Source organism: Verrucosispora sp. CNZ293 (assembly GCF_002754655.1).
In genome coordinates this window covers 3,917,047-3,928,917 of the sequence record NZ_PEFR01000001.1, presented here as the reverse complement: position 1 = coordinate 3,928,917, position 11,871 = coordinate 3,917,047, and the positions used below count along the sequence as shown (strand labels likewise).

The following is an 11,871-nucleotide window of genomic DNA, read 5'->3' as shown; positions in this document are numbered from 1 at the left end:
TCATCATGTTCCGAGGGCGTTGACCCCGGCGACCGGATGTGAGGTCGACCTTCGGCAGGGCGTACCCGTGTCGTCACCCCTCCCTGGGCGAAGCGGAAAACCGCTGGCTGCCGCCGATAACGTCGGCACATGACAGCGCTGCGCCAACCGCCGAAACCCCGGCCCGGTGACCGGGTGGCGGTCGTCTCACCCTCCGCCGGCCTGCCGGGTCTCTTTCCGCACGTGTACGAACTGGGGCTGCGCCGGCTGCGCGAGGAGTACGGCCTGGAGCCGGTCGAGTATCCGACCACCCGGATCATGGGGGCCGACCCGCGAGACCGCGCCCGGGACCTGACCGCCGCCTTCGCCGACCCGACGATCACCGCAGTGCTGGCCACCGTCGGCGGCGACGACCTGATCACCGTGACGCCGCACCTGGACGACGAGGTGCTGCGGGCCAACCCGAAGCCCTACTTCGGGTACTCCGACAACACGAACCTGCTCAACCACCTGCACCGGCTGGGCATCGTCAGCTACCACGGCGGGTCGGTGCTCGTGCATCTCGGCCGCCCCGGGGCGCTGCACCCGCTGACCGCCGAGTCGCTGCGCGCGGCGCTGTTCAGCACCGACTGGTACGAGCTCGTCCCGGCGGCCGAGTGGGGCGACCAGCCGAACGACTGGAACGACAGCGGGTGCCTGGCGGACGAGCCGGTGATGTTCCCGGGCACGGGCTGGCACTGGCAGGGCCCCGAGACGGTGGTCGAGGGCCGGACCTGGGGCGGCAACCTGGAGGTGCTGCACTGGCTGCTCGCCGCCGACCGGGTCGCCCCCACCGCCACCCTCGCCGGTTCGGTCTTCCTGATGGAGACGTCGGAGGAACTTCCGCCGGCCGTCGAGGTCTACCGGATGCTGCGCAATCTCGGCGAACGTGGCCTGCTCGGTGGTTTCCCCGCCGCGCTCGTCGGTCGCGCCAAGGCGTGGGAGTTCGGCCGCCGACTCACCCAGCAGGAGAAGACGGAGTACGCCCGGGACCAGCGCGCCGCCGTCACCCGGGCGTTCGCCGAGTACGCCCCGGCCGCGGTCCTGGTCTTCGACGTCGACTTCGGTCACACCGACCCGCAACTGATCATCCCGTACGGCGGTGCGGTCCGGGTGGACGCCATCCAGCGACGCATCTCGGTCCGCTACTGACGGCCGAGCCAGCCACCGAGGCGCGAGATCCACTCGACCTGCGGGATGTCGTGGTATCCGCGCCTGACGGAAGCCGCGACATCCCGCATCCGGAATTGTTCTTGCCGGTCAGTCGACGACGGCGAAGGCGCGGACGGGGAAGGTGCCCATGCCGGCCACCCTCGGCGGGGCGGCGGTGAACCGGAAACCGTCAGGCGGCAGGGCGGCCAGGCCGGTCAGGTGCTCCACGATCGGGACACCGGCGGCAAGCAGGGTGCTGTGCGCGGGGCGTACACCACCGGCCGCCGGGCCCATGTCGTCAATGTTGATCGAGTCGATGCCGACCAGGGCGGCTCCCGCGTCCACAAGCGCCTGCGCGCCGTCGGCGGTCAGGTAGGGGGCTTCCGGGGCGCCGTACCCGGCGGTGCCGAAGTGCGTGTCCCAGCCGGTGTGCAGCAACACCGCCCGGCCGGCGACGTCGTACGGCGCCAGCAGCAGGCGGTCCACCGCGCGAGTGCCGGCGGGCAGCCGTACGACGAGTCCGGGCAGGTCGGCGAGGCGGTCCAGCGGGAAACCGGACAGGTCGGCACCATCGGCGTACCGGTGGGCTGGCGTGTCCAGGTAGGTGCCGGTGTTGGCGATCATGTCGATCCGGGCCACGTGGAACTCGGTGCCCGGGGCGTAGTGCTTCCGGGACGCCTCGCGGGTCAGCCACTCGGTGATCTTCGGTGCCGGCCAGCCGGGCAGGGTGGTCATCCCGTCGGTGACCAGGTGACTCAACTCGATCAGCCGCCGACCGGTGGTGCCGTCTGCGGCAGTCGGGACGGCGCGACCGCCCTTGCGCGGCTCCTCGATGATCGTCTTGTTGGCGATCCGTACGTCGGACACCATCAGCAGGCCGAGATGTCTGACGAAGAGCGCCGCCAGGTCGGTGTCGTCGATCCGGTCGCCGGGGATGTCCAGCCGGAACCCCTCGGTCTTCAGGCCGCCGCCGTTGGCGAAGGCGACGTCGGCGTCGAACTGCGCACGATATTCCCCGTTCATTCGGGCAGCCGACCACAGGCCGGCACGGGCGTCAATCGCGTTCGGTGTGCCGGCCGGGGGTCACCGCTCGGTTTCCCCCCGGACGCGGGGCCGGTGCCGGTGAACCGTCTGTGCGGTCAGCTCGACAGGGCACCGGCAACCAGCACCCTGGCGTCGGCCGCCCACCGTGCTCGCCTGGGCGGCGGTGGCCGTGGGCGGCGGTGATTCGTCGGTCCGGAGAGATAGTGTCAATCGGTAACGACCCCCCGTCCGGTCCGGACGCGGGGTGATCGTCGTGTCCCCACCTCGGAAGTGATCATGACTGCGCTCACCGGACTGTTCGCCGCCGCCCTGGCCGACCCGGGCCTGGCCCGCGTCCGTGACCTGGCGCGCTCCGGTGCGGCCCAGGTCGACGGGCTCGACCTGACCGCCCCGTCGGCGCTGCGCCCGTTCGCGGTCGCCGCGGTCGCGGCGGACCCGGGTGCCGACCAGCCGACGACCGGCGGAGCGGGGCGGCCGGTGTTGGCGGTCACCGCCACCAGCCGCGAGGCCGAGGACCTGGTCGCCGCGCTTGGCAATCTGCTGCCGGCCGAGCAAGTGGCGATCTTCCCGAGCTGGGAGACGCTGCCACACGAGCGGCTCTCCCCGCGCTCCGACACGGTCGGCCGCCGGCTGGCCGTGCTGCGCCGGCTCGCGCATCCGGACTCGGCGGACGCGCACGGGCGTACCGGGCCGCTGCGGGTGGTCGTCGCGCCCGTCCGGTCGGTGCTGCAACCGCAGCTCAAGGGGCTCGGGGACCTGGAACCGGTACGGCTCGCCGCCGGTGACGAGGCCGACCTGGAGCAGGTGGCCCGTCGGCTCACCGACATGGCGTACGCCCGGGTCGACCTGGTCACCAAGCGGGGCGAGTTCGCCGTGCGCGGCGGCATCCTCGACGTCTTCCCGCCCACCGACGAGCACCCGTCCCGGGTCGAGTTCTGGGGCGACGAGGTGGAGGAGATCCGCACCTTCGCCGTCGCCGACCAGCGCACCATCGAGCAGATCTCCCAGCTCTGGGCGCCACCCTGCCGGGAACTGCTGCTCACCCCCGAGATCCGGGAGCGGGCCGCCACGCTCGCGCAGCAGCACCCGGAGCTGGCCGAGATCCTCGACAAGCTGGCCGGTGGGATACCGGTGGAGGGCATGGAGTCCCTGGCGCCGGCGCTTATCGGCAACGACTCGATGGAACTGCTGCTGGACTGCATGCCGGCCGGCACCCACGTACTGCTCTGCGACCCGGAGCGGATCCGCACCCGGGCGCACGACCTGGTCCGTACCTCGGAGGAGTTTCTCCAGGCCAGCTGGGCCGCCGCCGCCGTCGGTGGCCAGGCCCCGATCGACCTGGGCGCGGCCGCCTTCCACACCCTCGCCGACGTACGCGCGCACGCCGCGACCCTGCGTCAGCCCTGGTGGACGCTGTCCCCGTTCGGCCTGGCCGAACCGGCTGGCCCGGCCGCGACCCGGCAGCCGTGGGAGGACGAGCCGGAGGCGGTCGACGTCACGCCCGACGACGCCATCGCGGTGGCCCTGACCGCCCAGCCCGCCCCGCTCTACCACGGCGAGACCGCCCGCGTGGTCGACGACCTGAAGCGGTGGGCCGGCGAGGGCTTCTCGATCGTGCTCGTCTTCGAGGGGCACGGTCCCGCCCAGCGGGCCGTCGAGGTGCTCCGCGACGGCGGTCTCGGGGCCCGGATGACCGACGAGGTGCCGGCCGCGCCCGCCCCGGGCGAGCTGCTTGTCACCTGCGGCAGCCTGACCGGCGGCTTCGTCGCCGAGGCGGCCCGCTTCGTGCTGCTCACCGGCAGCGACGTGACAGGCGGTCGGGGCGTGTCGACCCGCGACATGCGGAAGATGCCGAGCCGGCGGCGCAACACCATCGACCCGCTGGAGCTGCGCGCCGGTGACCACGTGGTGCACGAGCAGCACGGCATCGGCAGGTACGTCGAACTGGTGCAGCGCACCGTCAACGGCGCCTCCCGGGAGTACCTCGTCATCGAGTACGCCCCGAGCAAGCGCGGCCAGCCCGGTGACCGCCTCTTCGTCCCCACCGACCAGCTCGACCAACTCTCCCGCTACGTCGGCGGCGAGCAACCGACGCTGCACAAGATGGGCGGCTCGGACTGGCAGAAGTCGAAGGCCCGGGCCCGTAAGGCGGTCAAGGAGATCGCCGCCCAGCTGATCCAGCTCTACGCCGCCCGCAAGGCGTCCAAGGGGCACAACTTCGGGCCGGACACCCCGTGGCAGCGGGAGTTGGAGGACGCCTTCCCCTGGCAGGAGACGCCCGACCAGCTCGCCGCCATCGAGGAGGTCAAGCGGGACATGGAACAGAGCATCCCGATGGACCGACTGATCTGCGGCGACGTCGGCTACGGCAAGACCGAGATCGCGGTACGCGCGGCGTTCAAGGCGGTGCAGGACGGCAAGCAGGTAGCCGTGCTGGTGCCGACCACCCTGCTGGTGCAGCAGCACTACAACACCTTCGCCGAGCGGATGAGTCAGTTCCCGGTGGCCATCCGGCAGCTGTCCCGTTTCCAGACGCCGAAGGAGGCCGAGCAGACCCTCGCCATGGTCGCCGACGGCACCGCCGACATCGTCATCGGCACCCACCGGCTGCTCGCGGCGGCGACCCGGTTCAAGTCGCTCGGGCTGGTCATCGTCGACGAGGAGCAGCGCTTCGGCGTCGAGCACAAGGAGCACCTCAAGTCGATGCGGGCCGCCGTCGACGTGCTGAGCATGTCGGCAACCCCGATCCCGCGCACCCTGGAGATGGCGATCACCGGCATCCGGGAGATGTCCACGATCGCCACCCCACCGGAGGAGCGGCACCCGGTGCTCACCGCCGTCGGGGCGCAGGACGACCGGCAGGTGGCCGCCGCGATCCACCGGGAGCTGCTCCGCGACGGCCAGGTCTTCTACCTGCACAACCGGGTCGAGTCGATCGAGCGGACCGCCCGCCGGCTGCGGGAACTGGTGCCCGAGGCGCGGGTGGCGGTGGCGCACGGCCAGATGGGTGAGGACGCCCTGGAGAAGGTGATGGTCGGCTTCTGGGAGAAGGAGTACGACGTCCTGGTCTGCACCACGATCGTGGAGTCCGGCATCGACATCCCGAACGCCAACACGCTTATCGTGGAGCGGGCCGACCTGCTCGGCCTCGCCCAGCTGCACCAGATCCGGGGCCGGGTCGGTCGGGGCCGGGAGCGGGCGTACGCGTACTTCCTCTATCCGCCGGACAAGCCGCTCACCGAACACGCCCACGAGCGGCTGGCCACCATCGCCCAGCACACCGAGCTGGGCGCCGGCATGTACGTGGCGATGAAGGACCTGGAGATCCGGGGCGCCGGCAACCTGCTCGGCGGTGAGCAGTCCGGGCACATCGAGGGCGTCGGGTTCGACCTGTACGTGCGGATGGTCGGCGAGGCGGTACAGGCGTTCAAGGGCGAGCGGCCGGAAGAGGAGGCCGACATGAAGATCGATCTCCCGGTGGACGCGCACCTGCCGCACGACTACGTGGCGGTGGAGCGGCTCCGCCTGGAGATGTACCGCAAGCTCGCGGAGGCGCGCGACGAGGAGCGGCTGCGCGAGGTGGCCGCCGAGATGACCGACAGGTACGGCGAGCCGCCCGCCCCGGTGCAGAACCTGATCGCGGTGGCCCGGTTCCGGCTGCTGGCCCGCCAGTACGGCCTCACCGACGTCAGCATGCAGGGCAAGCACCTGCGCTTCGGCCCGCTGCCGCTGCCCGATTCCAAGCAGCTACGGCTCAAGCGCTACCACCCCGACTCGGTCTACAAGGCCGCCCTCGACCAGGTCAGCGTGCCCCGACCGGCCACCCGTCGGGTCGGTGGCGAGCCGTTGCGCGACCAGGCCCTGCTGGAGTGGTGCGCCCAGTTGCTCTCCGACGTTCTCGGCGTACCCGCCGGTGTCAGCGGTGGGTAAGGGGCATGAGAGAGTGACGGGCATGCGTGCTCGCCGTCTTGTCGCCGTCGCCAGCGTGGCGGTCGGCCTCATCGCCCTCGCCGGTTGCCGTTCCGAGCCTGGTGTCGCCGCCTATGTCGGTGACCACCGGATCACCGAGGACGCGGTCACCGAGGTCATCGAGGACGCTCAGGCGAAGAACCCGACCCCGACCGGAGCGGACGAGGCGCCGCCCGGCGAGGAGCCCCAGCTGCCCGGCCAGGAGCCTCAGCTGCCCGGGCGCAGCCAGGTGGTGAGCACCCTGGTGCTCAGCGAGGTCTGTGAGCGGATCTCCGCCGCCGAGGGCTACCGCTCGCAGAGTCAGGTCGACCCGGGGCAGGTGGCCCAGGGGCTCGGGCTCAGCCCGGAGACCGGGTACGTGCGGCAGGTCGCCGAGCTGTACACCTGCCTCTCCGGCATTCCGATCGGCGCTCCGGTGGCCCCCACCGAGCAGGAGTTGATCGACCTGGTCGCGGCCGGCAAGCGGGCCGGCGCGGTGCCGGCCGAGGTGACCGTCGAGGAAGCCGCCGCCCAGCTCGACGGCGAGCAGCTGCGCCAGGCCCTGGCCAACCGGGACTCGCTGCGTGAGGCCGTCGAGACGTACGACGTGACTGTCAACCCCCGGTACCGGCCGCTGGTGTTCCCGGTGCTGAGCTTCAGCGGGCAGGCCGTCGCGGTGGGCGTGCCGCTGGGTGAGCCCGCCTCCGACGCGGTGAACGACATCTCCACCCCGAGGCCGCGGCCCGAGCCGTCGGCACCCACCGACGGCTGAGCATGCCCCGCATCGTCCTGCTGGTGACCTCACCCCGGTTGCCGGCCGGTCTGCTGACGGCAGCGGCCTGGGATGTCGTACGCGCGGCTCCGGTGCTGGCCGCCGAGGACAGCGAGCTGACCACGGCGCTGCGGTCGGCGGGTGCCGAGGTGCGGGTGCTCGACGGGCCGCCGGTGCCGGCGCTGCTGGACGCGGTGGCGGCACAGGACACGGTGGTCTGGCTGGCCGGGCCGGCCGGGGACGAGGCGGTGGCCCGGGAGCTGGGGCTGCGCCTGGCCCGCGAGCCGGGGCTGGCGGAGCTGGAGCTGATGTACGGCTCGTGGGATCCACCGGGCGCACGGTTGCTGGACGCGGTGGCGGTGCTCGACCGGCTGCTGTCGCCCGGCGGGGATCCGTGGAAGCGGGCGCAGACCCACCGCAGCCTGGCCGGGTTCCTGCTGGAGGAGAGCTACGAGGCGTACGACGCGATGAGCGCCGGGGACACCGACGCGCTGCGCGAGGAGTTGGGCGACGTGCTGCTCCAGGTGGTGCTGCACGCCCGGCTGGCCGAGGAACTGCCCGAGGACGAACGCTGGACCATCGACGACGTGGCCGCTGGGCTGGTGGACAAGATGATCCGGCGCAATCCGCACGTCTTCGCCGGTGCCGAGGCGGGCACCCTGGAGGAGATCACCGCCAACTGGGAGCGGATCAAGCAGGCGGAGAAGGCCCGTGACTCGGTGCTCGACGGCATCGCGTTGAGCCAACCGGCGCTCGCCCTGGCGGCGAAGATCCTGGAGCGGTCCGCCCGGGCCGGCATCACCGTGCCACTGCCGTCACCGGAGGCGCAACCCGACCCCGAGACCGCCCTCGGCGCCCATCTGCTCGCCGCGGTCGCCCAGGCCCGCGAGGCCGACCTGGACCCCGAAGCCGCCCTCCGCCGCACCACCCTCGCTCACGCCCAAACCCTCCGCACCACCGAAACGCCACCCCCCACCTCGCCACGTTGATCATGAGGCTGACGGCACCGAATCCGACAATCCGCGCCGCCAACCTGATGATCAACGCGGGCGGGAGGGGGTAGGGGGCGGGCTGGTGGGGGTGGGTAGGGTCCGGGGGTGGAGCGGTTTCAGGTGGTGGGGAGCGGGTTGTCGAGGCGCTGCTGGGGAGTCGGCCGGTGCTCGCCGCGACGGCGGGGGACCATCGGGCCGACGATCGGCTGCCGGATTTCTCGGCGGACGCGGTCGCGGGGGACCGGGCGATGCTCGTCGACGCGGCGAGCGCGCTGGTCGAGATCGACTCCGACGACCTCGACGTCGAGGAGCGCGTCGACCACGCCCTGCTCTCCGCCCTGGTCGACCGGGAACTGTTCGAGCTGACCGAGATCCGGGGACACGAGTGGGATCCACTCGCGCACAACCCCGGCCCACTGCTGCACGCGCTGCTGTCCCGCCCATACGCGCCGGCCGAGGTGCGGCTGACCGCCCTCGCCGGCCGTCTCGCCGCCGTACCGGACGCGTTGGCCACCGCGCGTGCGACGTTGCGGGACATGCCCCGGGTCCACGCCGAGACGGCGGTCGGGCAGTTCACCGGCGTGGCCGCACTGATTCGCGACGAGGTGCCCGCGCTGCTCGCGCAGGCTCCCGCCGCCGTCGACCGGATCGAGCCGGCCGCCACCGGGGCGCTGGCCGCACTCGACGAGTTCGTCGCCTGGCTGCGCGCCGGCCTGGCGGCCGACGCCGGGCCGGGCCGTGACCCCCGGCTGGGTCGGCGGCGCTGGGAGGCGCGCCTGTGGCACACGCTCGACACCGAGCTGGGTGCCGCCGAGATCCAGCGCCGGGCCTGGGCGAACCTCGACCGGGTCACCGACGAGATCCGCGCGGCGTCGGTCGAGCTGGTCGGCGGCCCCGCCGACGACGAGACCGTACGCCGGGCGCTGGACCTGCTCGCCGCCGAGCACCCCGACGACCACACGATCGTCGACCTGGCCTCGATCACCCTGGACGAGGCGAGCGACTTCGTCCGGTTGCACGATCTGGTGAGCGTGCCGGCGGACCCCTGCGTCATCCAGGTGATGCCGCAGTTCGCCCGAGGTGTGGCGGTGGCCTACTGCGACGCGCCCGGCGGTCTGGAGACGGCGGACGTGCCGACGTTCTACTGCATCGCGCCGACGCCCGCGGACTGGCCGGCAGGCCGGGTGGAGTCGTTCTACCGCGAGTACAACGACCACATGATCCGCAACCTGACCGTGCACGAGGCGATGCCCGGGCACTTTCTCCAACTCGCCCACGCCCGGCGCTACACCGGCTCCACCCGGGTACGGGCGTTGATCCGGTCCGGCCCGTTCGTCGAGGGCTGGGCGGTCTACGCCGAGGAGCTGATGGTCGGTCGCGGCTTCGGTGGCCTGCCGGTGCGATTGCAGCAGCTCAAGATGCAGCTGCGGATGACCCTCAACGCCCTGCTCGACCAGCTCACCCACGCCGAGGAGCTACCTGAGGCCGAGGCGATGGCGCTGCTGACCGGACGCGGCTTCCAGGAGGAGGGTGAGGCGGCGGGCAAGTGGCGTCGCGCGTTGCTGACCTCGGCGCAGTTGTCGACGTACTTCGTCGGCTACAGCGAGATGGCCGGGATCGCCGCCGCCCGCCCGTCCGACGTGCCGCTGCGCGACTGGCACGACGAGATGCTCGCCCACGGCAGCCCGCCGCCGCGCCACCTACGCACCCTGCTCGACCGGTAGGGACGCCGACGGCAGCTCAGGGGCCGGCGGTTCGCCGGTCCACCACGTCGGCGCCCGCCGGCAGGTCGAAGGCACCGCCCTCGACCTGCTCCTGGTAGCGGCTCAGCGCCAACTCGACAGGTTGCCCGTCGAGCTGTCCGGTGAAGCTGCCCAGCGTGCCCTCCCCGGTCACGCAGGCGGTGAAGCTCTCCGCGTTCTGGCGTACGTCGACGCAGGTGGCGTGATGGCCGACGACGGTGCTGCTGCGCTCGGTGATGACCGCGTCCGGATCCAGCGCCGCAGAGGTGAGCCGACCCATCACCATCGGGGGTGTGACCAGCCCCTGTAGCTCGGCCTCGGCGAACACCACGACCGAGGGCTTGCTGTTGGGCGCGGGCGGTGCCTCCACCGTGCAGACGGTCCGGTCACCATCGGTGTCGCACCGGGTGGTCGCCTCGTCGGTGACTGTCAGCTTGCCCCCCGGCCAGGTGTAGCTGGACCGGGCCGGGTCCTGCGACTGGACGAACGAGGCGCGCTGCCCACCGGCCATCTGGTACTCCGCCGAGTAGGTCAGCTCCAACGCCCGGTCCATCCGGGCGGCGAGATCGTTGACGATGTCGGCTCGACCCATGGCCCGCCCGGCGTCGTCCAGGGCCTGACAGCCGGTGACGGTGAGCAACGCGATGACCGACACGGCGAGCGTACGGAGAGTGGTCGAGGCGGCGGGCATGGCGACCAGCCTTGTCGATCGGGTCCCGCTCGTGCAAACCGGTTGCCGGTTGAGGTACGAGAATCCGGGAATGTCCGACCCGTCGGTACCGGAGCGTGGTCGTTGACCCGCCCGGTCGCCGTACCGGCGGGCGGGGACCGATACGCTGCGTTCAACACCTGCCTCTGCCGCACCGTCGCGGCCGATACCGGACGAGACCACACGAACGAGGAGCAACTCAGTGGCAACCATCGAGGTAATCGAGGCTCGGGAGATCCTGGACTCGCGGGGCAACCCGACGGTCGAGGTCGAGGTCGGGCTCGACGACGGCACGATCTCCCGGGCGGCGGTGCCCTCCGGCGCCTCGACCGGCGCCTTCGAGGCGATCGAGCTGCGCGACGGTGACAAGGGCCGCTACCTGGGCAAGGGAGTGGAGAAGGCGGTCGCCAACATCGAGGACCGGATCGTCGACCAGTTGATCGGCTACGAGGCCAGCGAGCAGCGGGCGATCGACCAGAAGATGCTCGACATCGACGGCACCGACAACAAGGCCGAGCTGGGGGCCAACGCGATCCTCGGGGTGTCCCTGGCGGTGGCCAAGGCCGCGGCCGGCAGCGCCGACCTGAGCCTCTTCCGCTACCTGGGCGGGCCGAACGCGCACCTGCTGCCGGTGCCGATGATGAACATCCTCAACGGCGGGGCGCACGCCGACAGCAACGTCGACATCCAGGAATTCATGATCGCGCCGATCGGCGCGCCCAGCTTCCGTGAGGCGCTGCGTTCCGGTGCCGAGGTCTACCACGCGCTCAAGTCGGTGCTGAAGAAGAAGGACCTGTCCACCGGGCTCGGCGACGAGGGCGGCTTCGCGCCGAACCTGCCGACGAACGCCGCCGCGCTGGACCTGATCGCGGAGGCGGTGGAGAAGGCCGGCTACCGGCTCGGCACTGACATCGTCTTCGCTTTGGACGTGGCCGCCACCGAGTTCTTCGCCGACGGCAGCTACACCTTCGAGGGCGCGGCCAAGAGCGCCGCGGAGATGAGCGAGTACTACACCAAGCTGGCCGACGCGTACCCGATCGTCTCGATCGAGGACCCGCTGGCCGAGGACGACTGGACCGGCTGGCAGACGCTCACCGCCGCGATCGGCGACCGGGTCCAGATCGTCGGTGACGACCTGTTCGTCACCAACCCGCAGCGCATCGCCCGGGGCATCGCCGAGAAGGCCGCGAACGCGGTGCTGGTCAAGGTGAACCAGATCGGTTCGCTCACCGAGACGCTGGACGCGGTGGACCTGGCCCACCGGGCCGGCTTCAAGTGCATGATGAGCCACCGCTCCGGCGAGACCGAGGACACCACAATCGCCGACCTGGCGGTGGCCACCGGCTGCGGTCAGATCAAGACCGGTGCGCCGGCCCGGTCGGACCGGGTGGCGAAGTACAACCAGCTCCTGCGTATCGAGGAGGAGCTGGCCGACGCGGCGCGGTACGCCGGGGCGGGCGCCTTCCCGCGCTACCGTTCCGCCTGACGGATGCC

The 11,871-nt window shown here is 71.8% G+C and carries 8 protein-coding genes; 6 read left to right on the top strand and 2 right to left on the bottom strand.

Annotated features, from left to right (window positions below):
• Positions 1-129: 129 nt before the first annotated feature.
• Positions 130-1,170, top strand: coding sequence for a S66 family peptidase (locus tag CLT74_RS17765; RefSeq protein ID WP_099847540.1), 1,041 nt, complete (start codon positions 130-132; stop codon positions 1,168-1,170).
• 108 nt (positions 1,171-1,278) lie between these two features.
• Here CLT74_RS17765 and CLT74_RS17760 read toward each other — a convergent pair whose 3' ends face one another.
• Positions 1,279-2,193: a cyclase family protein gene (locus CLT74_RS17760; RefSeq protein WP_099847539.1), complete on the bottom strand. Its 915-nt coding sequence runs from the start codon at positions 2,191-2,193 to the stop codon at positions 1,279-1,281.
• Between the two features lie 297 nt (positions 2,194-2,490).
• Here CLT74_RS17760 and mfd point away from each other — a divergent pair, with 297 nt between their 5' ends.
• From mfd to CLT74_RS17740, 4 genes are all read left to right on the top strand, one after another.
• Complete coding sequence (mfd, locus tag CLT74_RS17755) at positions 2,491-6,144, top strand: transcription-repair coupling factor (protein ID WP_099852248.1); 3,654 nt, start codon at positions 2,491-2,493, stop codon at positions 6,142-6,144.
• A gap of 22 nt (positions 6,145-6,166) precedes the next feature.
• On the top strand, positions 6,167-6,934 hold the full coding sequence (locus CLT74_RS17750) for a hypothetical protein (protein WP_099847538.1): 768 nt from the start codon (positions 6,167-6,169) through the stop codon (positions 6,932-6,934).
• Positions 6,935-6,936: 2 nt separating this feature from the next.
• Positions 6,937-7,923, top strand: a complete 987-nt coding sequence (locus CLT74_RS17745; RefSeq protein WP_099847537.1) for a nucleoside triphosphate pyrophosphohydrolase — start codon at positions 6,937-6,939, stop codon at positions 7,921-7,923.
• 167 nt (positions 7,924-8,090) lie between these two features.
• A complete protein-coding gene (locus CLT74_RS17740) occupies positions 8,091-9,650 on the top strand; it encodes a DUF885 domain-containing protein (RefSeq protein WP_486582388.1) in 1,560 nt (519 codons plus the stop codon).
• A 16-nt stretch (positions 9,651-9,666) separates the two neighbouring features.
• Here CLT74_RS17740 and CLT74_RS17735 read toward each other — a convergent pair whose 3' ends face one another.
• Positions 9,667-10,359, bottom strand: coding sequence for a hypothetical protein (locus CLT74_RS17735; RefSeq protein ID WP_099847535.1), 693 nt, complete (start codon positions 10,357-10,359; stop codon positions 9,667-9,669).
• A 220-nt stretch (positions 10,360-10,579) separates the two neighbouring features.
• Here CLT74_RS17735 and eno point away from each other — a divergent pair, with 220 nt between their 5' ends.
• Positions 10,580-11,863, top strand: a complete 1,284-nt coding sequence (eno, locus tag CLT74_RS17730) for a phosphopyruvate hydratase (RefSeq protein ID WP_093406354.1) — start codon at positions 10,580-10,582, stop codon at positions 11,861-11,863.
• Positions 11,864-11,871: the final 8 nt, after the last annotated feature.

What these genes read in the sequence shown, in the direction of transcription:
- CLT74_RS17765 (WP_099847540.1), top strand. Translation starts at nt 130, where the DNA reads ATGACAGCGCTGCGCCAACCGCCGAAACCCCGGCCCGGTGACCGGGTG.
- CLT74_RS17760 (WP_099847539.1), bottom strand. Translation starts at nt 2,193, where the DNA reads ATGAACGGGGAATATCGTGCGCAGTTCGACGCCGACGTCGCCTTCGCC.
- mfd (WP_099852248.1), top strand. Translation starts at nt 2,491, where the DNA reads ATGACTGCGCTCACCGGACTGTTCGCCGCCGCCCTGGCCGACCCGGGC.
- CLT74_RS17750 (WP_099847538.1), top strand. Translation starts at nt 6,167, where the DNA reads ATGCGTGCTCGCCGTCTTGTCGCCGTCGCCAGCGTGGCGGTCGGCCTC.
- CLT74_RS17745 (WP_099847537.1), top strand. Translation starts at nt 6,937, where the DNA reads ATGCCCCGCATCGTCCTGCTGGTGACCTCACCCCGGTTGCCGGCCGGT.
- CLT74_RS17735 (WP_099847535.1), bottom strand. Translation starts at nt 10,359, where the DNA reads ATGCCCGCCGCCTCGACCACTCTCCGTACGCTCGCCGTGTCGGTCATC.